Source organism: Sulfuriferula sp., assembly GCF_054605375.1.
In genome coordinates, this window is the sequence record NZ_JBTSEG010000004.1 from 63,231 (window position 1) to 89,561 (window position 26,331).

Annotated in this window: 23 protein-coding genes; 11 read left to right on the plus strand and 12 right to left on the minus strand. The window is 54.0% G+C overall.

Annotated features, from left to right (window positions below; genetic code table 11):
- Positions 1–667: 667 nt before the first annotated feature.
- Together ACYCZJ_RS04100 and ACYCZJ_RS04105 are read left to right on the plus strand one after the other, a co-directional pair.
- A complete protein-coding gene (locus ACYCZJ_RS04100) occupies positions 668–1,057 on the plus strand; it encodes a hypothetical protein (protein ID WP_461552945.1) in 390 nt (129 codons plus the stop codon).
- A gap of 33 nt (positions 1,058–1,090) precedes the next feature.
- The gene (locus tag ACYCZJ_RS04105) at positions 1,091–2,827 is read left to right on the plus strand and encodes a putative bifunctional diguanylate cyclase/phosphodiesterase (RefSeq protein WP_461552946.1); all 1,737 of its coding nucleotides are present in this window, start codon (positions 1,091–1,093) and stop codon (positions 2,825–2,827) included.
- Between the two features lie 70 nt (positions 2,828–2,897).
- Here the strand turns inward: ACYCZJ_RS04105 and ACYCZJ_RS04110 are convergent, their stop codons facing one another.
- Genes ACYCZJ_RS04110 through ACYCZJ_RS04120 form a run of 3 tightly spaced genes read right to left on the minus strand, consistent with a single transcriptional unit; the run spans position 2,898 to position 8,348 of the window.
- Positions 2,898–6,023 carry an efflux RND transporter permease subunit gene (locus ACYCZJ_RS04110; RefSeq protein ID WP_461552947.1) on the minus strand — a complete coding sequence of 1,042 codons (3,126 nt, stop codon included), beginning with the start codon at positions 6,021–6,023 and terminating at the stop codon, positions 2,898–2,900.
- A gap of 2 nt (positions 6,024–6,025) precedes the next feature.
- Positions 6,026–7,339, minus strand: a complete 1,314-nt coding sequence (locus tag ACYCZJ_RS04115; RefSeq protein WP_461552948.1) for an efflux RND transporter periplasmic adaptor subunit — start codon at positions 7,337–7,339, stop codon at positions 6,026–6,028.
- Between the two features lie 22 nt (positions 7,340–7,361).
- A complete protein-coding gene (locus tag ACYCZJ_RS04120; RefSeq protein ID WP_461552949.1) occupies positions 7,362–8,348 on the minus strand; it encodes a transporter in 987 nt (328 codons plus the stop codon).
- An 87-nt stretch (positions 8,349–8,435) separates the two neighbouring features.
- Here ACYCZJ_RS04120 and ACYCZJ_RS04125 point away from each other — a divergent pair, with 87 nt between their 5' ends.
- Positions 8,436–8,834: a hypothetical protein gene (locus ACYCZJ_RS04125; protein ID WP_461552950.1), complete on the plus strand. Its 399-nt coding sequence runs from the start codon at positions 8,436–8,438 to the stop codon at positions 8,832–8,834.
- 19 nt (positions 8,835–8,853) lie between these two features.
- Here ACYCZJ_RS04125 and ACYCZJ_RS04130 read toward each other — a convergent pair whose 3' ends face one another.
- Genes ACYCZJ_RS04130 through ACYCZJ_RS04145 form a run of 4 tightly spaced genes read right to left on the minus strand, consistent with a single transcriptional unit; the run spans position 8,854 to position 11,979 of the window.
- Positions 8,854–9,795 (minus strand): multicopper oxidase domain-containing protein, encoded by a 942-nt coding sequence (locus ACYCZJ_RS04130; RefSeq protein ID WP_461552951.1) that lies wholly within the window; start codon positions 9,793–9,795, stop codon positions 8,854–8,856.
- Positions 9,796–9,816: 21 nt separating this feature from the next.
- The gene (locus tag ACYCZJ_RS04135) at positions 9,817–10,206 is read right to left on the minus strand and encodes a c-type cytochrome (protein WP_461552952.1); all 390 of its coding nucleotides are present in this window, start codon (positions 10,204–10,206) and stop codon (positions 9,817–9,819) included.
- A gap of 2 nt (positions 10,207–10,208) precedes the next feature.
- A complete protein-coding gene (locus ACYCZJ_RS04140; protein ID WP_461552953.1) occupies positions 10,209–10,904 on the minus strand; it encodes a cytochrome C in 696 nt (231 codons plus the stop codon).
- A 13-nt stretch (positions 10,905–10,917) separates the two neighbouring features.
- Entirely contained in the window at positions 10,918–11,979 is a 1,062-nt protein-coding gene (locus ACYCZJ_RS04145; protein WP_461552954.1) for a multicopper oxidase domain-containing protein, read from the minus strand.
- Positions 11,980–12,409: 430 nt separating this feature from the next.
- Between ACYCZJ_RS04145 and ACYCZJ_RS04150 the strand changes: the two genes are divergently transcribed.
- Positions 12,410–12,880 (plus strand): Rrf2 family transcriptional regulator, encoded by a 471-nt coding sequence (locus ACYCZJ_RS04150; RefSeq protein WP_461552955.1) that lies wholly within the window; start codon positions 12,410–12,412, stop codon positions 12,878–12,880.
- A 159-nt stretch (positions 12,881–13,039) separates the two neighbouring features.
- The gene (gene slmA / locus ACYCZJ_RS04155) at positions 13,040–13,630 is read left to right on the plus strand and encodes a nucleoid occlusion factor SlmA (protein WP_461552956.1); all 591 of its coding nucleotides are present in this window, start codon (positions 13,040–13,042) and stop codon (positions 13,628–13,630) included.
- On the opposite strand, the gene ACYCZJ_RS04160 is transcribed toward slmA, so the two are convergent.
- The 5 genes from ACYCZJ_RS04160 to gpmI form a co-directional block, all read right to left on the minus strand.
- Entirely contained in the window at positions 13,627–14,379 is a 753-nt protein-coding gene (locus ACYCZJ_RS04160) for a HesA/MoeB/ThiF family protein (protein WP_461552957.1), read from the minus strand. The genes slmA and ACYCZJ_RS04160 overlap by 4 nt on opposite strands.
- A gap of 20 nt (positions 14,380–14,399) precedes the next feature.
- Complete coding sequence (locus tag ACYCZJ_RS04165) at positions 14,400–14,795, minus strand: hypothetical protein (protein WP_461552958.1); 396 nt, start codon at positions 14,793–14,795, stop codon at positions 14,400–14,402.
- An 89-nt stretch (positions 14,796–14,884) separates the two neighbouring features.
- Entirely contained in the window at positions 14,885–16,306 is a 1,422-nt protein-coding gene (locus ACYCZJ_RS04170) for a S41 family peptidase (RefSeq protein ID WP_461553051.1), read from the minus strand.
- An 11-nt stretch (positions 16,307–16,317) separates the two neighbouring features.
- Positions 16,318–17,577, minus strand: coding sequence for a murein hydrolase activator EnvC family protein (locus ACYCZJ_RS04175; protein ID WP_461552959.1), 1,260 nt, complete (start codon positions 17,575–17,577; stop codon positions 16,318–16,320).
- Positions 17,574–19,115, minus strand: coding sequence for a 2,3-bisphosphoglycerate-independent phosphoglycerate mutase (gene gpmI, locus ACYCZJ_RS04180; RefSeq protein ID WP_461552960.1), 1,542 nt, complete (start codon positions 19,113–19,115; stop codon positions 17,574–17,576). Before gpmI ends, ACYCZJ_RS04175 begins: the two co-directional genes overlap by 4 nt.
- A gap of 145 nt (positions 19,116–19,260) precedes the next feature.
- Here gpmI and ACYCZJ_RS04185 point away from each other — a divergent pair, with 145 nt between their 5' ends.
- From ACYCZJ_RS04185 to ACYCZJ_RS04210, 6 genes are all read left to right on the plus strand, one after another.
- A complete protein-coding gene (locus tag ACYCZJ_RS04185) occupies positions 19,261–19,611 on the plus strand; it encodes an ArsR/SmtB family transcription factor (RefSeq protein WP_461552961.1) in 351 nt (116 codons plus the stop codon).
- Positions 19,612–19,860: 249 nt separating this feature from the next.
- Positions 19,861–21,261, plus strand: a complete 1,401-nt coding sequence (locus ACYCZJ_RS04190) for a TolC family protein (RefSeq protein WP_461552962.1) — start codon at positions 19,861–19,863, stop codon at positions 21,259–21,261.
- 17 nt (positions 21,262–21,278) lie between these two features.
- A complete protein-coding gene (locus tag ACYCZJ_RS04195; RefSeq protein ID WP_461552963.1) occupies positions 21,279–22,379 on the plus strand; it encodes an efflux RND transporter periplasmic adaptor subunit in 1,101 nt (366 codons plus the stop codon).
- Complete coding sequence (locus ACYCZJ_RS04200) at positions 22,372–25,665, plus strand: efflux RND transporter permease subunit (RefSeq protein WP_461552964.1); 3,294 nt, start codon at positions 22,372–22,374, stop codon at positions 25,663–25,665. The genes ACYCZJ_RS04195 and ACYCZJ_RS04200 overlap by 8 nt, the downstream gene beginning before the upstream one ends.
- A gap of 20 nt (positions 25,666–25,685) precedes the next feature.
- Positions 25,686–25,904, plus strand: coding sequence for a YgaP family membrane protein (locus tag ACYCZJ_RS04205; protein WP_461552965.1), 219 nt, complete (start codon positions 25,686–25,688; stop codon positions 25,902–25,904).
- 15 nt (positions 25,905–25,919) lie between these two features.
- Positions 25,920–26,330 (plus strand): rhodanese-like domain-containing protein, encoded by a 411-nt coding sequence (locus ACYCZJ_RS04210; RefSeq protein ID WP_461552966.1) that lies wholly within the window; start codon positions 25,920–25,922, stop codon positions 26,328–26,330.
- Position 26,331 lies beyond the last annotated feature (1 nt).

Here is a 26,331-nt window from a genome sequence, read left to right on the forward strand (position 1 = left end):
TGTAAAAATAAAATTCAATTGTAAGGTAAGCACGTGACCAAAATTGGACAGCACTGATCTCTCTTTGTTCTAACGCCAGATGCCTTTATTTTGTGAGCTGATTTCAGCACATGAAATGCATTACAGCAACAAGTTCTTTACAGTTACCTGGATCCTCGGCTCTATAGAAATCTGTCTGTAAAATCATCAGCATGGCTGCGCACCATTCCTTGGAAGGCGATCTGAGTCTTCTTTGAACGGGGTCAACTTGTCATCGAAGTAAAGCCATTACACGCAAAATTTAATCATCAAAATTATTGGTAATCGATGAACGGGCTCGAAGTCAAGAAATTTAGATTGACATACGTTAAGGTATATTTGTAATATACTATTTAATAATTTACTTGTATAGTGACCCAGGTTGGTTTCGGGTCAGGGCAGTTACGCAATTATCAATTTGAACCATGATGTTACAGCGATTTTTTCGTCGATGGCTAGCCTTGACTCACCGGGATTATGGTACTGGCTCATCCACTCGCCGCACTAGCGTAAAACCGCGCTTCGCTAGAACGAGCAAAATTGTAAAGCCGATTCAGCTCATGGCAGATTTATGCACGTTAAATAGAAAAAATGAGGCGGGTTGAGAACGACGCAACACAGCCCATTTAACTTAAACAGGAGATATTGAGTGGATGGCAAATCAACTATTGCGGCTAAGGATTCCTGCCGTGCGGCTCAGACGTTCAACCTTTTGAGTATAACCGCAGTACTGGTTGCGCCATTGTTACTGCTGTGGATTGCAGTTTCTATCTTCGTCTATGCGTTAATTGCCCATCATCCAAACGTTAAAGTAGCTACATATAATCGTTGGGCTGGTTATCGATTTTATGGTTCGGCCGGATCGATGATGGTATTTGGCAGCCCAATCTATCATGTATTCGGCAATTGGCATGGACTGCTTGCTCTTTGGATAATCATGTTTATCGTTGTAGTTCCATGGGGCATCTGGTCAGTAATAAAAGCAGGCAAAGAAGAATGGTTGGAGATGCGGATTGGAACTGCACCTTCAGTGGTATGACGCTATAGTCACAATGGAAATACCTGGCTCTCCATGAACCACCCTGTCAGTCGCTGGTTAAAGATTATCTTTCACAGAAGTGGGCACGCGATTCAGGAAAGTGAAGAGCGCTACCGCGCATTGGTTGAGCAGGCCTCTGATGGCATCTTCATTACTGATAACCGTGAGAGATTTCTGGACGTAAACAATAGCGCCTGCGACATGCTTGGATTATCCCGGAAATACATGCTAGCCAGACACATTCAGGATGTGATGCCGGAAGAGGAATATGTCAAATTCACCCAGATTCGACATCGGTTAAAGGCTGGCGAGACACTTTTGAACGAGTGGCATATGAAATGCAGCGATGGCTCGTTAATCCCGGTGGAGGTGAGCGCAAAAATACTGTCCGACGGCCGGATTCAGGGCATCGCACGCAACATTTCCGAGCGCAAGCAACACGAAACCCAGCTTGTCCATCTGGCCAATCATGATTCATTAACGGGTTTACCCAATCGCAGCCTGTTCCAGGATCGTCTGCAGCAGGCATTGATGAAGGCGCGTCGGAATGGCCTCAAGGTGGCCGTGTTGTTTTGCGACCTGGATCGTTTCAAACGCATCAACGACAGCTTGGGGCACGATGTCGGCGATCAATTGCTCCAGACCGTTGCGGGCCGGCTGCTTGGCAGCGTGCGCGAGTCGGATACCGTTGCCCGGCTGGGGGGCGATGAATTCGCCATTATCCTGGATGATTTTGCCACCGAGGATGCTGTCTCGGGTATTGCTCAAAAAATCCTCTACACGCTGGCACGTCCGCTGGCCATTACAACACTCAATCTCTCAACTACCAGCAGCATCGGCATCAGTTTTTTTCCGGAAGATGGCGACACGGCGCAAGCTCTGCTGAAGAACGCAGATGCCGCCATGTATCTCGCCAAGGCGCGCGGCAAGAATAATTTTCAGTTTTATTCCCAGGGAATCGCCAGCGACGCGCTGGAACATCTCAATCTGGAGATCAATCTGCGTTTGGCCCTGGAACGCGAGGAACTCGTATTGCATTATCAGCCCCAGGTCGATCTGAAATCAGGCCGCGTTATAGGCGTGGAAGCATTGCTGCGTTGGCGCCGGCCTGCGGGAGACATGACGCTTCCCGCACAGCTTATTCCATTAGCTGAAGAAACCGGGCTTATTGGGCCAATCGGTAAATGGGTGCTGCGCACTGCCTGTCTGCAAAATAAGGCATGGCAAGATGCCGGCCTGCCCGGCATGCGCGTAGCCGTTAATCTGTCCGCAAAACAATTCATGCACCAGGATCTGGTACAAATTGTCGAGCGAGCACTTGATGAAACAGGACTTGAAGCACGCTATCTGGAATTGGAAATTACCGAAAGCAGCCTTATGCAGAAATCTGAAGATGCGGTTGTAACCCTGGGCAAGTTAAAGGCAATGGGCGTTCATCTTTCGATCGATGATTTTGGCACGGGTTATTCCAGCTTGAGTTATCTTCAGCGTTTCCCCATTGACACGCTCAAGATTGATCAATCTTTCGTATACGACATTGCAACAAATCAGGCCAGTGCGGTGATTACCCAGGCGGTAATCGCCTTGGCGCATACCATGAAATTGCGGGTAATTGCTGAGGGGGTTGAAACGGCCAGCCAGATCGCCTTTCTTGCGGAAAATCGCTGTGACGCAATGCAAGGTTATTATGTCAGCCATCCCCTGCCGGCTGACGGGCTGGCAGCCTTCCTGCATGAAGGCCCTAGACCCTATCCACATGCAGTCTCATAATCGCTAAACGCAGAAAAATCAACAGATGTATCGAAAACGGACGGCCATCTAACGATTTCAGTTTATGCGCCTAAGATGGCTTGGATGTTGTTTGCAACAAGGCTCGTCCCTGCCACAACAAATACAGCGCCGGAATGACGAAGAGCGATAACAGCGGCGCCGTCAACATGCCGCCCACCAGCGGAGCCGCAATGCGTTTCATGACATCGGAACCGGCACCATTGCTGAACATGACGGGCAACAGGCCCGCCACGATTACCGCTACCGTCATCATCTTGGGCCGCACGCGCATCAGCGCCCCCTGAATGATCGCCTGCCGCAGGGCTGCGTGATCGAGGAGACGCCCGGATTGCCGGAATTCCTCGATGGCATTGTCGAGATATAGCAGCATCACTACACCGAATTCCGCCGCTACCCCGGCCAGCGCGATAAACCCAACCCCCACCGCTACGGACAGGTTATAGCCCAGCCAGTAGGTGAGCCAGAACCCGCCTACCATGGAAAACGGCAAGCAAATGGCCACCAGCAGCACCTTGCCCGGATGGCGGAAATGCAGATAAAGCAGCAATAGCACCAGCATCAACGTGAACGGGATGACCCATTGCAGTCTCTCCCTGGCGTGCTGCAAATTCACATATTGGCCAGACCAGGCGATGGCATAGCCGGGTTGCAGCTTGACCTGTGCATCGATGGCTTGCTGAGCCGCCTCGACATAGCCGCCCAGATCGCGGCTTTCCAGGTCGATATAGACATAGCCGGTTAGGCGCCCGTTTTCGCTTTTGATCTCGGCCGGGCCGTCGGCGATACTCAACTTCGCCAGTGTGCCGAGTGGCACCTGAACGCCCGCAGGGGTAGTGATCCGGCTGGCCGCCATTGCTTCCAGGGAGTCACGCAAGGCGCGGGGATAGCGCAAGTTGATGGTGAAGCGCTCGCGTCCGTCCACCACGGTACCGATGATTTCCCCGCCGATGGCACTTTGTACCAGACGCTGCACATCGGCCACGGTGACGCCGTAGCGTGCGGCCTGGATGCGATCAATATCGATGTCCACATAGCGTCCGCCACTCACGCGTTCGCCGAACACCGTACGCGTTCCCGGCACTCTTTTCAGCACGGATTCTATTTTTTCCGCCAGGGCCGCAATGCCATTGAGATCCGGCCCGGTGATTTTGATGCCGGCTGCCGTGCGGATGCCGGTGGACAGCATGTCGATGCGGGTGCGGATCGGATAGCCCCAGGAATTGGTCAGCCCCGGCAGGCGCACCGTCCGGTCGAGTTTTTGAATCAGTTGCTCTATCGTTTCGCCATCCGGCCATTCGCTGCGGGGCTTGAGCCGGATAGTGGTTTCCAGCATGGACAGCGGGGCCGGGTCGGTGGCGCTATCGGCGCGTCCGGCCTTGCCGAACACGCGCTGCACTTCCGGCATCTGGCGGATCAGGCGGTCGGTGACCTGAAGAATATTTGCCGCTTCGTCGATCGACACGCCGGGCAGCGTGGTAGGCATGTACAGCAGATCGCCTTCGTACAGCGGCGGCATGAACTCGCTGCCCAGTCGGGAAACAGGCCAGGCCACGCTGGCGAGCAGCAGCACGGCGAGCAGCAGCACGATTTTGGGTTTGTTGAGAGAGGCGAGCAGCGCCGGCCGGTACAGCGCCTGCAGCACGCGGTTGAGCGGATTTTTATGTTCCGGGGTAATGCGGCCGCGGATGAAGTACCCCATCAATACCGGCGTTAGTGTCACAGCCAATGCAGCACTGGCTGCCATGGCATAGGTTTTGGTATAGGCGAGGGGTGCGAACAGTTTGCCTTCCTGGCCAATCAGTGTGAACACCGGCAGAAAGGAAACCGTGATGACCAGCAGGGAGAAGAATAGCGCAGGGCCGACTTCCACTGCGCTTGCCCGCGCCACTTCCCAATAGTCGCAGCCGGGACCGGCGCGCTCGAGATGCTTGTGCATGTTCTCGATCATGACGATGGCCGCGTCCACCATGGCGCCGATGGCGATAGCGATGCCGCCCAGCGACATGATGTTGGCGGTGACGCCTTGTTCCTTCATGATGATGAACGCGGTCAGAATGCCGATCGGCAGAGTAATGACCGCCACCAGAGATGACCGCAGGTGGAACAGGAACAGCAGGCAGATCAGCGCCACCACCAGGGATTCTTCCACCAGTTTGCTGCGCAGATTATCGATGGCGCGGGTGATCAGGCCGGAGCGGTCGTAAGTCACCACCAGTTCGATACCGGGAGGCAGGCCCGCCTGAAGTTCCTTGAGGCGCATCTTGACGCGCTTCACTGTTTCCAATGCGTTGTAGCCGTAGCGCATGATGACGATACCGCCAGTGACCTCCCCCTCTCCGTCGAGGTCAACCACCCCCCGGCGCAGTTCCGGCCCGGTCTGGATATGCGCCACGTCCTGCAGGCGGATCGGAATGCCCTGGGCATCCGAACCTACGGGAATCTGTCGGAAATCATCCAGCGTCTTGAGATAGCCGCGGGTTCTGACCATATACTCGGCATGCCCCATCTCCACCACGGAGCCGCCGCCAGACAGGTTGCTGTCGCGCACCGCCTGGCTTATTTTTTCCAGAGAGAGCTTGTAGGCCGCCAGGCGATTCGGATTTACTTCGATCTGGAACTGGCGTGCCATGCCGCCCACACTCGCCACTTCAGCCACGCCGGGCAGGCTTTGCAATTCATATTTCAGAAAGAAATCCTGAACAGCACGCAGTTGGTCCGCATCATAGCGATGATGCCGATCCACCAGCGCGTATTCGAATATCCAGCCCACCCCGGAAGCATCGGGCCCAAGCGTGGGGGAGACGCCCGGCGGCAGGCGCGACGCTATCTGGTTCAGGTATTCCAGTACCCGGGAGCGAGCCCAGTAGGGGTCGGTGCCATCCTTGAAAATAACATAGATATAGGATTCGCCGAACATGGAAAAGCCGCGCACCGCAGTGGAACCCGGCACCGACAGCAGTGCCGAAGCCAGCGGGTAGGTCACCTGGTCTTCCACGGCTTGCGGCGACTGACCGGGGTAGCCGGTCTTGACGATAACCTGCGTGTCGGAAAGATCCGGGATGGCGTCGAGCGCCATGTGTTGCGCAGAATAAATACCCCACACCGCAAGTAACAAGGTAGCCAGCAGCACTAACCACCGATTGCGCAACGACCACTCGATAATTCGCTTCACCATGTTCAGTGATCGCCTTGCATGCGTTGCGCAGAATCGCTCAGGGAAGCGGCGGCATCCAGCAGAAACTGACCGTTCACTGCGACCTGTGCACCTTCCTGCAAGCCATCCGTGATTTCGATGAAGTCGCCACTTTCAATGCCGGTTTCGACAGAAACAGGAATGAAGTGGCCGTCGCCGCGAGACAGCATGACCTTGTTGCCATTGCCGGTATGCATCACCGCAGAGCGCGGTATCGCCAGCGTTTTGTGTGGCTGGGTGGCGATGATCACATCCACAAATGCGCCGGGGCGGAGTAATAGATGCACATTATTCACGACAAGGCGTGCCCGCACCGTGCGGGTTGCGCTGTCCACCGTGGGATTGATGAATTGCAGGCGTCCCCTGATCTGCGGTTGATCGGAGTGCGGCAGCTTCACCGATACTTCGTCGCCTTCCTTGACCCAGGCCAGTTGATCGGGGTACAGCTCGATATCGATCCAGACCCTGGAGGTATCCGCCATAGACAGCAGGTTGACCAGCGGGGTGACATAGCTGCCTTCCCGCACGCCGATCTGGGTGACGAAGCCGGATTTTGGCGCGCGCACCGGCACGATGTCCACGGTGCGTCGAGTTTTCTCGATTTCGTTCAAAATGCTGTCGCTCACATCCGCATAGACAAATTTTTCCCGGCTGCGGAGCCGTTCCCGTGCCAGGCTGACCACTGCCTGGGCGTTTTGTCCGGATAGTTCCGTCAGGCTTTGCAACAGCTGATCACGCCGCTGCAGTAATTCGATATATTCGCGCTGGCGCTGCACCATTTCCGGAGAATAGATTTCATAAAGAACCTGCCCCGCACGGACTTGCTGCCCCACCGCATTAACGTGCAGTTTGCGAATCCAACCTTCGATCTTCGGGCTGATATTGAGTATCGAACTTTCGTCGATTGCCACCGTACCGTAGGTTTGCACTTCACGGCTTAGCGTGCGCTGTTCCGCGCTTGCCAGCCGCACACCCATGCGCTGTAGCGAGGCAGCATCGACTTGCACACCGGCGCCACCATGCTCATGGGCACCCTTCGCTTCTACCAGATCCATGCCGCAAATAGGACAGATACCTGGGTGGTCCTGCAGAATTTGCGGGTGCATTGGGCAGACCCAAAGTTTTTTCCTGTGATGCCCCTCGCCCAATTGCTCAAGATGGCTGTCAGCATGGGGTAATCGCGTGATGCGATTGTCGTCATTATGCAAGTATTGTGCGGAGTAATAGCCGATGCCGGCCATGGCGGCAATGCCGAGTAGCAACATGCTGAAATAAAGAATTCGCGGAAGCAGTTTCATGACGAATGCGATATCCAGCGGATCACAGATGGTAGCCAATGCCAGTGACTACCGACCAGTCTGACGTCAGTTGCACACCGTTTACATATTGATATATGGGGGTTTGGATGAAGCCATACATCTGTACGTTTTTTGATACCGCATAGCTCAAGCCGGGACTAATATTGACGGATCTCCCACCAGAGCTTTCCGGTTCTGCGTTGGCGCCACCGTCGCGGCTCTTGATCAGCGTATTCAACTGCAGCAGCAGACTCAAGTGTTGATTAACGTAATAACTGACACCCAGGTCAAAAGCAACGTGATCTCCCGGACGATAATTATCGCGTGTCGTAACCGCATGCTGCCATAAACCCTGGATAAACCAGTTGGCTGCGCTTCCGGGAAACTGGCCGCGATAATCCGCACCGGCAATCAGGTCAGTGCTGCCGCTACCAGGCTGCAGACTGCGCTCTGCGCGCTGATTGTCGGCATTCGCCTGATCGATGCGGCCAGTTGGAAGTTTGATACCAAATTTGATCCCACCGCTGGCCGTCTGAAAGGCTTTGCGAGGAAACTGATAATGGCCGATGAAACTGATATCGCCCATTTCAGTGTAATGCCATGTTTCGGTTTCCGGCCCATTTGCCGGGTCGTTGTGGATATGAGAATGAGCCCGGTTCAATACCGGCAGTTGTACAGCCAAACCCAAACCAGTATCGGAAACATAGTCAAAACTGGCCAGCATGTTGCGGTTGTAGGTGCTGATTTCATCGTGGGTATCGGGTAGGCCCTGGGCGGAGGTTCTGTTACTGCCGGCACGCAACTGATCCTGCTTGATGTATTCATAGCGTAGTCCCACGCGCGCACCAGGATCGTAGGCGGTGCCTTGTGTACCCCAATCTGAATTGACCGAACAGAACGCTGCGCCACAGCTAGCGTAAACGGGTGCGAAGATTGCAAATTGACAAACAACCGCGCCGAGGGTAGCCAGGAAAAAATGTTGTCCGGAATTTAGGTTCTGAGGTTTCATTTTCTATTCCGCTAATAATTCATGCATGATTCAAACCCTTGATTTCTGCATGTGTAATGTATGTATGCTTATTAGCATGACTAACTAATGCTACGTTTTCTCTGGCTTTTGCTTGACGAGATTCATTTTGCAAATCGGGCATTTCCCAGGGCCATGCTTGTGTATTTCCGGGTGCATCGGGCAGACCCAAATATCTTTTGTGTGCTGTTTCGTAATCTCATTCAAATTTCCGTTGTCGGCCACATGCAACCGGTAACTATTGGAGATGGCCGTCGCAGCGTGAGTAGTGGCGCCTTGCGCTGCGAATGCGACGTTGATGTAAGCTGCGCTGGTCAAAATCAAGACGGTGACCGCCGCATCCAGGATGGGTCTGAATGTGAATCGGGTATCCAATTGAACTCTCCAGATTTCCAGAGTGGAATAATGTTGATTACCAAAAGTTGCATGGCAAATAAGGTTACTTCATCTGAAAAGAGGAAAAGGTGACCTTTTCCTCTTTCTTCGTTTACCGAATGAGAATCTGCTCTCCATGACCCATTTTCGGATCAGCGTCATTGCTGAACATGATTACTGCGATAGCCCCAGTCAGCGCGGCTTTCAAGGAGTGCGTCACAATCGCATTGGCACCCTCTACCGGAGAAATCAGATCGAATGTTGATGCATCGCCCGGGCCGACTACAAAGGTTTGCAGCCCATGCTCCACATTTTTTGGGTTGCCGCTGTGGTACACAGCATCCCAGATACCGGCAATGGGGTGGAAGGAAGAAAACTCGTTTGGACCGGCATTCACAAAGTAAATCCGCACGCGCTCGCCCGGCTTGGCCTGCAGCCAGCGGGTCGCCGCTGGATCGTGCACCGGGTCGTATTTAAAGATGCCGCCGTTGAACATGACGTTGCTCCACTTGTTCTGCATCATGGCATCCTTGTCATCCGGGTTCGGATAGAGTTCGGACTGAATGAGAACATACTCCCGATCGGCCTTTGGCCAGGCTTTCGTATCCTTGGGGTCAACAATGATGGCGCCGAACATGCCGCGCGCAATGTGCTGGATCATTGGATCCGCACCGCAATGATAGAAAAACACTCCCGGATATTTTGCCTGGAATGTGTAGTGCTTGGTTTCGCCGGGTTTAATCGAACCATAATCCTTGACGACGTCAACGCTGGCTGCATGAAAATCCATGGCGTGGGAGTTTTTGTTGGTTTTATCATTGATCAGCGTAAAATCCACGGTATCCCCTTCCGTGACGCGGACCAATGGCCCCGGGACTTTGCCATCGAAAGTCCAGGTCTTGTACATGGTCCCCTTGTTGTCAATCGGCTGATCGACTTCTTCAGCGTGCAGCGTTACCTTGACCGTCTTCGCCCAGACCGGCGTTGACTGTATCGATATTGCGGCCAACGCTGCGAGTAGCGCACTTGATAGCGCCCTGTATTTCATTTTCATTGCTTTTTCTCCTTGATTTACCTACTTGGGACCACACTGGCAAACATGGCGCAAATACACCACCATCTCTTGAATTTCTTCATCGGTTAAAACATTGCCCCATGCGGGCATAAGAACTGATTTGTTCACCGCCAAACCGCCCTCCTTAATGGCCTTGTGGAGCTCATCGTCCGGAATGTCAGCCATGCCTTTAGCGTCGGAATGGTCGCGGGGCTGCACTGACATGTCCCGGGTGTTCAAGCCTTTGCCATTCCGGTTGATGCCATGGCACTGGACGCAGTAGGTGTCGTAAACGTGCGCAGCCTTGGCGTATTGATCGTCGGCAGCGGCCGCTTTATCTGCATACGAAAAACAGGAAGCACTGGCGAAACCCATTACAAAAAAGGCGGAAACGAGTTGTCTTGCATTCATTTTTATTTGCCCTCCGGTGCGCTGAGTTGAAGGATATAGCCAGTGAGCCGCTGCAGATCCGGTTCGGCGAGATTGAGTGTAGGCATCCAGACACCCGGGTCGAATTTCTGCGGGTCTTTGATATAGCTGTAGATATAATCTGCCTGCAGGCGCTCACCACCCGTGTAAAGCTCCGGACCTGATAAACCACCTGTTCCAGCCTTGGCCATATGGCAGGCGCCGCAGCCGCGCAGCTTGTTAAAGAACATGCTCCCCATCGTCATGCTGACTTTGCCGCCCTTGAACGCACCCTTGTTGACCAGCCCGGCCGGGCCGGTCAACGCCATCAGGGCATCGGCAACTGCTTCGGCATCGGCTTTTGCCAATTTCATGTGTGGCGTCAGCGTGGATTCATCCACCACGTCTTCCTTGTCGCCTGGCTTGACATGCTTTCTGTAAAGCTCGCCGGCCGGCCGGATGCGAACCGGGTCTTGCAACCATTTCACCAGCCAGGGCTTGTTGAATTTGCTGCCGGCATAGTAGAGATCCGGTCCCTTGCGCTCCCAGATATGATCCAGGCCTGGTTTTTCCGGTTTGACGGTCGCATGGCAGCTGATGCATTGTGATTTCAGGATGTCAGCGCCGTTGCCGGCCAAGGCGACGACTGGTGCAGCGATGAGGCCAAAACTCAGGGCTGCAAATATATGCAATTTCATCATTGATCCTTTCCTGTTATTGAATGGCCTGGCCCTTGAACACGGCAGAATTGTGCCCGCCGTATGGCTTTTTCAAGGATTCTTCATAGTAGAAATCGGGAATGAACTGTTTGTCTTTCCAGGTATAGAACGGGTCGTTGCGGCTGATCTCGTTGTATTCGATGACCGTCATCATGCCGCCCATGGGTTTGTCGCCATTCATCGTGTGGGAGTCGACATGATCGTGCACCATCCAGCGTCCGGGGTTGTCCGCCGTAAGAATGACGTCGTAGCGCTCGCCCGGATTGACCGCAATAGTGTCGGCGTAATAAGGGCTGCTCAAAGGCCGTCCGTCCTTGAATGCCACCAGGAAAACATGTCCATGGATATGGATCGAATGGGTTAATTCACCGGCACCGATCAGGCGAATGCGAACAATGTCTCCTTTCGAAATGCGTATCGGCTGGGTGTCTGGAAAAGCCTTGCCGTTGATGGTGAAGTAATCCCACACGTCGCCTGGAACGCCCCCGTAACCCGGTTTGAACGCCCATTTCGATGCCCAATCTGACAGCATCAGGATGTAATCCTTGGTTACCTTTTTTTCGATCGGTACGGGCTTCTTGGGGTCGATGATCAACGGCCCGAACATGCCGCGCATCGCCGCGTGCTCATTCACGTTGACATGGCAGTGATACCACATGGTGCCGGAGGGTTCGGCCACCCATTTGTAAGTGAAAGTGTCGCCGGGTTTGATTGCCGCTTGCGTGATATCCGGTACGCCGTCCATCCGCCAGTTATTCTTTTGCAACAATCCATGCCAATGGATAGTGTGTGGCAGGGTGGTGAGGTTGTTGACGTTGACCGTGACCTCGTCGCCTTCCTTGACGTGGATTAACGGACCCGGAACCTGGCCGTTAAACGCAAAAGTGTGAAACTGCTGTTTATCCACCAGTGTTATCTTGGTGTCTTCAATGGTCATGTCAAAGGTGCGCTTTTCCGCCCAGCTTGCTGTTGGAATTATTATCAACAGGCACAATAAAAAGAAATCACGGATGTGATGCGTAATGTGACGCTGCTGCAACGAATCCTTACTTGTCATGACATGGCCCCCTTTAAAGATGTGCACAGAATATACCTTCTGTAGAAAACGATTGTCAACAATATTTTCGTCAGCATCGTGAAAGAATATCGCAAGGAGTATCGGGCTACATTGTGGCAAAGGTGCCAACTTGCATACCGCCTAATGCCGCATGAACGCTGGAAAGAGGAGTATTTTTTTGTGCCTCAATTTTCAAGCAACCAATACATCGACTGGCCATCCACTCTGGATATCAGGGCATGCTGCACATCCTTGGCCTGCAGATAGCGCGGAACAAACGCGGATAGCTACTGTCTCGTTTAATTAATAAAGCACCCCGCAGCAAGCTACGGGGTATTAACTGCGCTCTCCGCTGGTTTTCCACCAGCCTTCGCCCCAAGGAGCCGGGAATTGAATCCGCAGAGATTAATGTTTTCTGAGGGCATGCCGAATGCAACTGACGCGCTTTACCGATTATTCATTGCGGGTACTGATTTATATTGGCCTGCACCAGGACAGATTGGTGACAATCAGCGAGATTGCTCAAAACTACGGCATTTCGCAGAATCATCTGGTGAAGGTGGTGCATAAACTGGGCATCCATGACTACATTGAAACCGTCCGCGGCAAAGGCGGCGGAATGCGGCTGGCACGCCGACCGGAATTGATCATCATTGGTAAAGTTGTGCGCGATACCGAGGAAAACATGGATATTGCGGAATGCTTTGATCCCGGCAAGCAAAGCTGTTCTTTGCTCCCGTCCTGCATACTCAAAACCGCCCTCATCGAGGCATGCCAAAGCTTTATGACAACGCTGGATTTTTACCACTTGTCTGATTTTTTGGTAAAACAGCCTGCGTTGCCCGTCTTTGTGCCCTTGCAGAAAATGTCAGGCAAACCACGCACAAAAAATGTCACTTAATGGCTGCATTGCCTACCAAAGCAGTAACTCAAATCCGTTGAAAAATGGGATAATGCGTGGCGTTCGCTTGAGAGCATTTCGCCCTACAGTCGTCCGATGCTCAACCTACTCTATCGGTCGATACAAGCAATCGGCAATTTTGACTGCAAGGGGAATGGCGTGGCAGTACCCGGGGAACGAAAATTTCAGATTTTGCAAACTTTAGCTGCCATGCTGGAAACGCCTGGTGGAGAAAAAATCACCACTGCGGCATTAGCGGCCCGGCTTGATGTATCCGAAGCTGCGTTATATCGTCACTTTGCCAGCAAAGCGCAAATGTTCGAGGGATTGATCGAATTCATTGAACAATCTGTATTTGGCTTGATCAATAAAATCACGAGTAGCCAGCAAAACGGACTGGATCAGTCCGAAGCCATCGTCTCGCTGCTGCTTGGGTTCGCGCAAAAGAATCCCGGCATGACGCGCGTGCTGATTGGGGATGCCCTGATTAACGAAAATGATCGTTTGCAAGCGCGGATCAATCAATTGCACGATCGTCTCGAAGCAACATTACGTCAATGCTTGCGTATGGGCGCTGCGGATGGGGATATCCGCACAGACATTGATTCGATCGCGACGGCTAACCTGCTGCTTTGCCATGTCATTGGGCGTTGGCATCAATTCGCCAAAAGCGGGTTCAAACGTCTTCCCGCTGAAACATTTACCCAACAGTGGGCATTATTAAGTGCCGGATTTACAGTAATATCCTAACCCTGCCGCCCGCACACAACGCAGGCGGCATCTTTTTGCAAACGGACACTGCGCCACTGCATATTAAGCGCATCCAGCAGTAACAACCTGCCATTGAGCGATTCACCTACGCCGCATATCAATTTGAGCGCCTCGGCTGCCTGTACTGTACCAATCATCCCTACCAACGGTGAAAATACACCATTTTCTGCACAACGCATTTCTTCGCTGCTGCCTGTATCAGGATAAAGGCAGTGATAACAAGGGCTGTCCGGGCTACGCAAGTCGAATACGGTGACTTGACCATCGAATCCAATCGCGGCCCCCGAAACCAAAGGCTTCCTGTACGCCATACAGGCGCGATTCACAGCATGACGGGTAGCAAAGTTATCGCTTGCATCGATCACGACACTGGCAGCGGCAACCTGGTTTGCCAATACGCTACCCGACAGGCGCTGCGCCAGCACTTGCACGGTGATACCGGGGTTGATTGCGCGCATCGTTGCGGCGGCTGACTCGGCCTTGTTGCAGCCGATAGCATCAGCATGATGGACGATCTGACGTTGCAGGTTACTGATATCAACATGATCGTCATCACACACCGTGATGTGCCCTACCCCGCTCGCTGCCAGATACAGCAATACGGGTGACCCCAGGCCACCGGCACCGATCACCAACACGCGCGCGTCCAGAATACGTTGTTGTCCGGGCACATCTATTTCACGCAGCAGGATATGGCGACTATAGCGTAGGAGTTGGTCATCGTTCATACGTAGAACCGGGATTCTGCTTACTTGTAGCTGCGCCATTCTTCCGGTGTATCGTCCTGATCACCGTGAGGATGATGCTGAAAGGCTTCTACAAAGGGTTTGGCGAATTTTTGTTGCGGTGGCGGCACACTCAGATTGTCCCGCTGGTTACGTTCGCAAAAATAGATCAGCGCACGGCGCAGTTTCTGCAATAGTGAATTATCCAGATGAAACCCTTGTGTCTGCAATGCCGACTCGAGTTTTTCCAAGGTGTAGTTACATACGTCGTAATGCACCACGATACTATAGGCGTGGTGCCCCATTTCGACGCTCAAGTCCTGCATACCCTCCAGCAAAGCCAGTGCTGCTTTAGCTTGTTGCACAGGTACGGCACTGAACATGATTTCACGGTTTTTTTGCTGGTCACTAGCATTCATCACAAGTACTTGAAAACGCCGACTGCCCGGCACGCGCATTCAGAATACGCGCAACCGGGCAGCCCTTGCAAGTCAGCCGTTATTGCCGGCTATTTCCCCTGTTTCTCATGTGACTGAATAATATTCAGCCCCTTCAGCAAACTTAAAGCCTGATTAAACTGGAAATCAGTTTTGGAGACCACTTCACCCGGCTCCAGTTTTTCGGGTTTAACGGGGCTGGCAGGTTTTTCCGGCGTAATAATGACAGCTGGCGCCGCCGCAGGTTTGCTGGTCGTGGTCTGCGGGTTATTCAGATGCCGGTCCAGATCGACTTCGCGAATATTCAGGTTCGGGTCACCATCTGCACCCGTCACTTTTCCTTCTTCCACCACGATATCCGGGGTAATGCCCTTGTTCTGAATCGAGCGCCCCGTAGGAGTGTAGTAACGCGCAGTTGTCAGTTTGATGCCCGTACCATTTCCCAATGGCAAAACTGTCTGTACTGAGGCTTTGCCGAAAGTTTGCGTGCCCATGATGATAGCGCGCTTGTCGTCCTGCAATGCCCCTGACACGATCTCGGATGCCGATGCCGAACCGCCATTCACCAGCACGACCATAGGGACTGTCTTGGTCCAGGCCGGCAAACCCTTCAAATAATCAGCCTGATTGCCGCGCAAGTAGTATTCCGGGCTGGCATAGAGCTTCATCTTGGAATCCGGCGTACGCCCATCGGTATAAACCACCATAGAGTTAGGCTTAACAAAAGCGCCTGCAACACCCACCGCGCTATTGAGCAAGCCGCCCGGATCATTACGCAAATCCAGTACCAGACCTTTCAAAGGCGCGCCCTTGTTGTCTTTTTGCAGCGTTTCCAGCGCCTGCGCCAGATCCTCTCCGGTACGCTCCTGGAACTGAGTAATACGGACGTAGCCGTAACCAGATTCGGCCAGCTTGTATTTCACGCTCTTCACTTTAATGACCGCGCGTATTACAGTAACGGTAAACGGCTTGGCCACACCTTTACGCAATATGGTCAGCACAATCGGTGTGCCGGGCTTGCCACGCATGCGTTTGACCGCATCATTGATAGTCATACCCTTGACTGGCGTGTCGTCCAGCTTGATGATCAGATCACCCGGCTTCAGGCCGGCCTTGAAGGCAGGCGTATCATCGATCGGTGATACAACTTTGACAAAGCCGTCTTCCATACCGACTTCTATACCCAAACCGCCGAATTCACCCTGGGTACCTACCTGCAAGTCCTTGAATTCTTCCGCATTCATATAGGCTGAATGCGGATCCAATCCAGACAACATCCCGTTGATCGCGGAGTCAATGAGGGTCTTGTCATCCACCGGTTCAACATAATCGCTTTTGATCTTGCCATACACTTCAGCGAAGGTGCGCAACTCATCCAGCGGCAGCGCCTGCGTCGATTCCCGATCTGCCACAGCAGAATAATTGAGGGTGAGTGCCACACCCAGCAGGACTCCCGCACTGATCAGACCGATTTTTTGCAGTTTGCTGCGCATTGCCAGTTCCCTCATTTATCTGCCATCCAGCTCATCGGGTCAAAAGCCCGGCTCTGATAGCGTAACTCAAAATACAACCCCGCCTCGGGGTCGCCTCCACTATTACCAACAGCGGCGATGGTTTCACCAGTACTCACCACATCGCCTACCTGCTTATACAATGTTTCATTATTACTGTACAGACTCATATAACCACTGCCGTGGTCAACAATAATCAGGTTACCGAATCCGCGCATCCATTCAGCAAACACCACCCGGCCCGCCGCAACCACATGCACCGGCTGTCCAGTTCGCGCTTTGAAAAACAAACCCTTCCAGGATGAGGCACCTCGTTCACGTGGAGTGCCAAAACGATGAACAAGTTCCCCTTGAACCGGCAATTCGAGATGGCCTTTCAATCGTCCGAATGGCGTTCCGCTTATGGCCCTCTCCGGCAGCGGCGTTTCTGGCTTGGTTCGAGTGGCTTCCGGCTGGGTTTCCCGGCCACTTTTCCGGGTAGATTGACGATGTTTTCTACGCGCTTCTGCTGCCTTTTCTTGTGCTTCCTTTTTTGCAGCCCTTCGCGCGGCTGCTTTGGCAAGCGCTTCAATCACCCGGGTAAGATGTTTCTCGTTGCGTTCCAGCGTTGCAATTTCCTTGCGCTGGCTTTTTATTTGCGCCCCCAGCTTGTCGATTACGAGACGTTTCTGTTCACGCTGAGATTCAAGTTGCTGGCGCTCGACAAGACGCTGCTGACGAATATTATCTAATCGGCTCTGTTTTTCCTGCTGTTCCTGAGCAAGCTGATCGAGACGCGTCAAACCTGCCTGCAGGTCCGCAATCAGCGTAGCACGCGCCTGGGCGAGGTAGGTATAGTAATGCAGGTTGCGTGCCAGCTGGTTGGGGTCCTGACCATTCATCAATAGCTTGGCGGTGTCATCCTGACCATTCATATATTGCTGTTTTAGCAATTGCGCCAATTGTTGTTGCTGATGTGTAACCGACAGCCTTGTAGTTTCACTCTCCGCACGTAGCTGTGTCAGACTCTGCGCTATGCTCTCTTTTTCCTGGTCAAGCTGATAAACCCGTCGGTTCGTATCACTGATGGCCTGTTCTGATTGTTTCAGAGCATCCGCTGCCTCACTGCGATCAGCCTGCGCATTTTTATTATCGTGACGCAGCGTTTCAATACGTTGACGCAGCTTGACCAGATCTTCCTTGGAAGCGGCAACCGTGTTGTTTACAGCACACAGCATAACCAGCAACACGAGCAATCCGGGGGCGTATTTCACTCGAACTCGATCAGCGATCTTCCGGACATTTCTGATGGTTGTGGCAAACCCATCAATTTAAGGAGCGTTGGGCTGACGTCTTCCAGCGCACCGTTTTCAGCCAGATGAATACGGCGCTTGCCGACATACAGCAGCGGCACCAGATTGGTCGTGTGTGCCGTATGCGCCTGGGTGGTTTGTTCATCCAGCATCATCTCCGCATTACCATGATCCGCCGTAATAATGACCTCGCCACCGGCTTTCAGCATAACCGGAATGACACGCCCAAGGCATTCGTCCAGCACTTCGATCGCACGCACAGCCGCTGGCAAATTACCTGTATGTCCGACCATATCTGCGTTGGCATAATTACACACGATGGCGTTGAACCTGCCTGACTCGATTGCGCCGACCAGTTTGTCGGTCAGCTCATACGCACTCATTTCCGGTTTCATGTCATAGGTTGCCACATCCGGCGAAGGTATCAGTATGCGCTCTTCACCCGGGTAGATTGTCTCCTCGCCACCATTGAAAAAGAACGTTACATGCGGATATTTCTCGGTCTCGGCAATGCGCAATTGCGTCAAGCCGGTTTTAGCGATGTACTCTCCAAACCCATTCCTGATGCGTTCCGGCGGGAATGCCACAGACACATTGAATTCGTCACTATAGCCCGTCAGCGTACAAAACGCGCCCAGCTTGGGTTGATATTCACGTTCAAATTCATCGAAATCAGGTTCGATAAAAGTCCGCGAAATCTGTCGAGCACGATCCGAGCGAAAATTCATGAACACTACGGCATCGCCATCCTCGATACGCACTGGCTGCCCATCCGGGAGCACAATAGCTGTCGCCTTGATAAATTCATCGCTTTCACCGCGTGCATAGGCTTGCGCCAAACCTGTCAACGCATCGGGTGCGGTGTATTCGCCGCGTCCCTGCGTGATCAAGTCGTAGGCAGCCTTGACGCGCTGCCAGCGCCGGTCACGGTCCATCGCAAAATAGCGCCCGATTATCGAGGCTACACGCCCAACTTGCAATTGCGCTATTTTGTCCTGCAGGCGTTGCAGATTAACTTGCGCGCTTTTTGGCGGTGTATCCCGACCATCAAGAAAGGCATGCACATACACCTTTTCCAGCCCCTCGCGTGCAGCCATTTCCAGCATGGCATGGATATGCAATTCGTGGCTATGCACCCCACCGTCGGAAAGCAATCCCAGAATATGCAATGCCTTGTTATTATTTTTTGCAACCGCGATTGCGGCCAGCAATGCCGGGTTGGTATAGAACGAGCCGCTGCTGATGGACTGGTCAATACGCGTGAATTCCTGATAGACAACCCGGCCTGCGCCCATATTGAGATGACCCACCTCCGAGTTGCCCATCTGCCCGGAAGGCAAGCCGACCGCCGATTCCGATGCCTGGATCAGTGTATGGGGATAGGTTTGCCAGAGTTGATCCCAATTGGGCTTACGGGCTTGCGCGATGGCGTTATCGGTGCGGCAGTGACGACACCCAAAGCCGTCCAGAATAATCAGTAGAACAGGTTTTACCTTCATGTTTATATTTGCTTTCGGTGCGCAATTCAGTCGCAACCTTTTCTATATTTGGAACTATTTTTTTAATGGCTAATTTTAGTATATTTTAATACTTATTGCATTATAATATTCGTTAAATCGATTGATTTTTAAAGGGTACTTACCAATGAGTACTGTTAATACAGGCACTGCTACCATTTTGAACCTGGAACACATAGATCTGATCGACAAAGACGAACACATCGAGCAAGCCTCTCGCGCAATGAAAGCGATGTCGCATCCATTACGCTTGAAAATATTATGCGTACTGGGTGATCGCGAAGTCAGCGTGCAGGACATCGTAGACAGTGTCGGCACATCCCAGAGCAATATTTCGCAACACCTCGCCATTCTTCGCGACAAAGGCGTTCTGCGTACCCGCAAGGATGCCAACCGCGTTTACTACCGCGTCGGCGATACACGCACCCTGCGGCTGATCAGCATGATGCGCGACGTTTTTTGCGGTTTCTCAAAATAATCATCCCTTGCTGATACTTCGGGACGCTGCCCACCCTGTGGGCGGCGTCGCGGTTTTCTTAATCGTATCCAGCACAAGCCGGATTAAGTGCCCATTATCTATAATTTGTCATATCGTTTGCCTGGTTTTTATGATTAGAATATAATTATCTTCTAATATACAAGCAAGCCGAGATGGGAAACGGTGTGCCGGTAATGCAACAACCCGGCGTCAATCGGTCAACCTACGAATCAGGGAGCGAGTTAAAGCATGCATCCGCGTCAATCACGCCTCAACCTAAAACAGCTCGCTACCGTGCTATTGACGGCATTTGGACTGACCTACCTTTCCGTAGCAGCCGCACAAACCCTGGGCTTTGATCAGTGCGTGGCAACCGCGCTACGCCAGAACCCCGATTTATCCATCAGCCGCGCCCAACTTGATCAGGCTCTGGCGGGGTTACGCCAAGCACAAGGCAGCCGGCTCCCCAAACTGACGGCCTCAGTCAATGCCACACGCACCAACGACGCGCTGAATGCATTTGGACTCAAACTATCCCAGCGCAATGCCACTTTCAATGATTTCGGCGCCAATCAGTTCACCGGGCCGGCCGCATTGGGCATTGCGCCGGACAACCTTAACTATCCCGGCAACGTCAACAACTACAATACCCGCCTGGAAATCCAATTACCGCTGTATACCGGCGGTTTGATTGAGGGCAACATTGAACAGGCACAGGCTTATATTAAAGCTGCCCGGCAAGGTGATGTTGCCGCGCGTCAGCAGGTTATATTCAACGTACTGCAAGCCTACCAGGGCGTGCACTCAGCACGCGCCTTCGTGAACGTGGCAAAGCAGGCTGAAGCAGCCACGGCGACCCAGGTCAAAAACATTGAAAACATGGTCAAGGGCGGCGTGGTAGTGAAGAGCGACCTGCTTTCGGCCCAGGTGCGGCTTGAAGATGTACGCATCCAGCTATTGCAAGCCCAAAATGCCGAAGCCGCTGCACTGGATCAGCTGCATATCCTGCTCGGCATACCGCTGGCGGATCCACTGGATGTCGGCGCACCCGTTATGCCAGCTGCGGTCGCGGGTAGCCCCGCTGATTTACGCGCACTGGCACTCGCCGATAACCCGAAGTTGAAAGCCATGCGCAATCAACTGGGCGCGTCGCAGGCAGGGGTCAAAATTGCCAAAGCCAGCCTTTATCCGCAAATAGGCTTGATGGCACGGCAGGACTGGAATGACAGCAAAGTCGGTTTTTCTGCCAGCTCATACACTTTGGGCGGCCAGTTGAGCTGGACCGTGTTTGACGGCAATGTCACGCGCGGCGCAGTTGATCGCGCGTCTGCCAGCCAGGCCGAACAGCAGGCGCGTCTGCAACAGGCAGAAAACGGCATCAGCTTGCAGGTGGATGACGCGCGTCGAAAGGCCGAAGAGGCCACGTTCCGTCTCTCCGCACGCCAGCTCGCAGTGAAAAGTGCCGATGCGGCCGCTGATCTGGTCAATAAACGGTATGCCAATGGTGTCGCTACCATCGCCGAGCTACTCGCCGCACAAGCCCAGCAGGACAAGGCGCATGCAGATGTCGTGTCTGCCCAGTATGATCTTGCAGTACAACGCGCCAGCCTCAAGCTGGCTATCGGCAAGCTCGAACCAGACCAGTTATAAAAACCAGGGAGTTGATTGTGAATCGTCGAACTATAAAAATCATTAAACCCGCCGTGATTACACTGGCGCTTGTACTGACATTGAGCGCATGCAGCGACAAAGACAAGCAACAGCAAGCGACCGCAGCAGTCACCACTGTCTCAGCTCATATAGCGGTTGTGCAAAAAACCGTATTGCCTGTTATCGCGACTGCCCCCGGCAGCATCATTGCCGAACAACAAGCCCAGATCGCTTCTCGCCTGATGGGTTTTATCCGCGAAATCAACGTACAGGAAGGGCAAAGCGTTGTTAAAGGCCAACGTCTGTTCACCGTCGATCCGAGCGATATTCAAGGTCAGGTAAGCCAGGCCAGGGCCGGGCTGGCTCAGGCCGAGGCGGCACTCGCCGATGCCAGAAACGATTACCAGCGCTTCGGGACCTTATACAAGGAGGAAGCCATTCCCAAACAGCAGTGGGACAAGATACGCTTGCAATACCAGGTGGCTCAGCAACAGGCTGTTGCTGCCCGTGCGGGTCTCGGTACCGCTGCCGGACAAATGCGTTACGCTACCCTGACAGCTCCATTTTCTGGAATCATTACTCAAAAACTGGCCAACGTAGGTGATCTTGCCACGCCCGGCAAACCCGTCCTGATGCTGGAAAATCAATCCAGACTGCAAGTACAGACCAACGTATCGTCTGACGTATTTACCCACCTGAAGCTGGGTGACAGCGTCAGTATGCAGACCAACGACAGCAGCACCAGTGTCACCGGAAAAATTACGCGCCTGGTATCTGCTGCAGATCCGGCCACGCGTACTTATCTGGTCAAGATTGATTTGCCCCAAGGCACCCAGCTCAAGAGCGGCATGTACGTGCTGGCCTCTTTCCCGACAGGCCAGCGCGAGGGTGTGCGCGTTCCACAATCAGCCGTACTTGATCGCGCCGGCATCACCGGGGTGTTCGTGGTGGATAGTCAGGGAATCGCCCACTACCGCATGGTACGTGTCGGCGACAGCAGCAATGGCCTGGTGGAAATCCAGGCCGGCCTTAGCCCCGGCGAGCGGGTGATAACTTCGGCGACCGCACAACTGCAATCCGGTGACAAGATAGTCAACGCGGGGAGCGGCAATGTCTGATCCAACGCCGGCCTCACTGAACATCGCGGGCAAAATTGCCCGAACTTTCCTGGAATCGAAAATCACCGCCATGCTGATGGTGGCGATCACGCTTGCCGGTGTAATGGCACTGTTCGTCACGGCGCGTGAATACAATCCGCAGATCGTGGTGCCCGCCGCCAATATCATTGTGGCCAAACCGGGTGCTTCCGCCACAGAAATCCAGAACCTGGTGGTAAAACCGCTGGAAGCGATCATGAACGCCCAGTCCGGAGTGAAACACACCTTCGGTTATGCCGCGCCTGACTTTGGCGTTGTCACCGTTCAGTTCGACGTTGGCGAAGACCAGGAAAAAAGTCTGGTCAAACTCTACAACCAGTTGATGCAAAACCTGGACAGCATTCCGCCAGGTGCCATGCAGCCGATCGTCAAACCGATCAACGTGGACGACGTGCCAATCATGACGCTCACGCTGAGTTCCACCAAAATGAATGATTATCAGCTGCGCGAGGTTTCCTCCCGTGTACTCGAACAACTGCGCAATGTGCCGGGTGTGTCCTTCACCCAACTCGTGGGCGGTGCACGCCGGGCAATCAACGTCTGGATATCCCCCGCCAAACTGGCGGCAGCCGGGCTGAGCCTGGATCAGGTAGACAAGATGCTACAGGGCGCCAATGTTTCCATGCCGATCGGCACGCTGGTAGATGCCAATCGCGACCAGCCGATGCGCCTGTCCGGCTTTATCGGCAACGCGCGCGAAGTAGGCCGGATCATCGTGGGCGCACCCAATGGCAAACCGGTATTCCTGAAGGACGTTGCCACCATCCAGGACGGCGCGGCGGAAACCGATGAACAGACCCGTTTTGCCTACGGCCCCGCCGCTCATGACCCAGCCTATCGCGGCGAAGCGCCGGCGGTCACCATCGCCATCGCCAAGAAAGCCGGCACCAATGCAGTCGTCGTCGCTGACGCGGTCATCAAGAAACTGGACAATCTCAAACGCCAGGCCATTCCTGAAGGCATTGACGTCGCCGTCACTCGTGACGACGGTGCCAAGGCCGACGATGCAGTAAATACCCTGATGGAACATCTGGGCATCGCCATCGGCTCGGTGGTGGTGATTCTGGTGCTGTTCCTGGGCTGGCGCGAAGCTGCCATCGTGACCCTCACCGTGCCGCTGATCCTGTTTGTGGTGCTGACTGTCGGCCTCATCGCCGGCCAGACCATCAACCGCATCACCCTGTTCGCGCTGATTCTGTCCCTGGGTCTGCTGGTGGACGCGGCCATAGTGGTAGTGGAAAACATCCACCGGCACATGCATCATGGCGGCGGCAAGAACTTCAAGGAAGCGCTGGTCACCGCCACCAACGAGATCGGCAACCCCACCAATATCGCCACCATCGCGGTCATCCTGGCGTTTATCCCGATGGCTTTCGTCACCGGCATGATGGGACCGTTCATGCGTCCCATCCCTTTCAACGTGCCGATCGCAATGATTGCCTCGCTGGTGATCGCCTACATGGTAGTGCCCTGGGCTGCCAACCGCTGGCTCGCCGGCAAGGCCGCCAAGTCGCTCGCGGAGCGGCCCGCACTGGAGGACATGGCCACCGAACCGCAAGACCGGCTGCACCGCGCCTACGTGGCGGTGATTACACCATTCATCAAACATGCCGGCCGCCGTAACCTGCTGTTTCTGGTGGTGCTGGGCCTGCTGCTGGCAGCGATGCTCCAGCCCGCCTGGCAATTCATCCGGCCTTCCGGCCTGAATGGTCCGTTGTCGGCGCTGGGCGTGGAGCTGAAAATGCTGCCCAACGACAATACCAATACTTTCCTGGTACAGGTAGATACACCGGCCGGGACCGCCCTGGCAGAAACCGACCAAGTGACGCGGGCGGTTGGCGACGTGCTGGCAAAAACAAAATACGTGACCGATTATCAAACCTTCCTCGGCATGACTGCCCCGGTGGATTTCGCTGCGCTGGTACGCGGCGACATGTTGAAACGCGGCGACAATATCGCCCAGTTGCGTGTCAACCTTACCAGTAAACACGACCGCTCCGTGTCGTCGCACGAAATCGTCAACGACTTCAACGCGGCACTCGCGCCGGTACGCAAAGCCTTTCCGCAAGCCAAACTGAAACTCTATGAAACGCCCCCCGGTCCGCCGGTGCAGTCGCAGATTCTGGCCGAACTGTACGGACCGGACTACAACAAGCTGCGCGCCGCGGCGGCAGACGTGGATAAGGATTTCAGCAAGATCTACGGCATCGTCAACGTGGATGATTCAGTGACCGCCAGCGTGGATGCATTCCATGTGAAAGTGGACCGCGAAAAAGCCGCGCTCTCGGGTGTGGCGGTGGGGCAGGTGGGCAAGCTGCTGCATGACTATGTATCGGGGTTTTCCATCGGCACCGTGCACGTGGACGATGCGCGCGAACCGGTAGACATTACCGTGCGCCTGCCGCGCAGCGAACGTCAGACGCCGGAGCAGATCCTGTCCATCCGCATCACCAGCATGTCCGGCCAGCAAATACCGCTGTCAGCCATCGCCACCGTGGAGCGTGCCACCCAGGACAAGCCGATCTACGACCGCGACCAGCATCCCGTGGTCATGGTTGGCGGCGAATTGCTGAAATCCAGTCCGGTATATGCCGTATTGGCGCTGGACAAGATGCTCGACGGCAAACTCCTGCCGTCAGGGGTGACATTCAAGACCGGCAACCTCGGCTTCGTCGAGGCTCAGCCTGATGACGTGATGAGCTACCATCTGTTGTGGGGCGGCGAGATGCGCCTCACCCTGGACGTGTTCCGCGACCTCGGTTCCGCCTTCATCGTGGCGTTGGTATTCATCTATCTGATGCTGGTGGGCTACTACAAGTCGTTCATGATGCCGCTGATCGTGATGGGCGCGATTCCGCTCACGCTGGTGGGCGTATTCCCCGGCCACTGGATCACCCAGCAGGCCTTCACCGCCACCTCGATGATCGGCGTGATCGCGCTGGCCGGCGTGGTGGTGCGTAACTCGCTGCTGCTGATCGACTTCATCATCGATTACCGGGCACGCGGCTATGGCCTCGAGGAAGCGGTCATCGAAGCCGGCGCGGTACGCTTCCGCCCTATCATGCTGACCGCACTCGCCATCATCCTGGGTTCGGCCATCATGGTTACCGATCCGGTATTCGGAGGCTTGGCGGTGTCATTGATTTTCGGTACCTTTGCTTCTACAGTACTAACGCTGATCGTGATTCCGCTAATGTATTATTTATGGGAGCGCCGTCTGCTGGCGCGCCAAAACAGAACCATTTAACCCAACCGAAGGAAAATAGCATGACCGTAGAACGCACAGTACGTATTATCGCCGGCCTGTTCATCATGATCTCCCTGTTGCTGGCACATCTGGCCGGCACCGTCGACATGAGCCACATCAGCTGGCTATGGCTGACCGCCTTTGTCGGCTTTAACCTGTTCCAGAGCGGCATTACACGTTTCTGCCCGATGGATATCATGCTCAAAAAAGCAGGTGTTAAACCAGGCTGTGGTCTTTAAACCCGGGAGCCTATTTTGGAATTTATTCAACAAAACATCTGGCTGGTTTTAATTGCGGCATTTTCAGGCATCATGCTGATTCTGCCCCTCATACGCGGCAAGCTGAGCGGTGCACTCAGTGCGGATACCAACCAGACGGTACAACTGATCAATCATCAGGACGCGCTGATCCTTGATGTGCGTGAAGCCAACGAATTTGCCAGCGGGCACATTGCCAATGCGCGCCACATTCCACTTGGACAGCTGGCAACCAGCCTCAAACCGCTGGAAAAGCACAAAGACAAGACCATCGTGGTGAACTGCCAAAGCGGCACGCGTTCGGCCATGGCTTGCGGCGTCCTGCGCAAAAACGGCTTCAGCCAGGTTTATAACCTCAAAGGCGGCATCAAGGCTTGGGAACAGGCCGGTCTGCCGATGGTGAAATAAC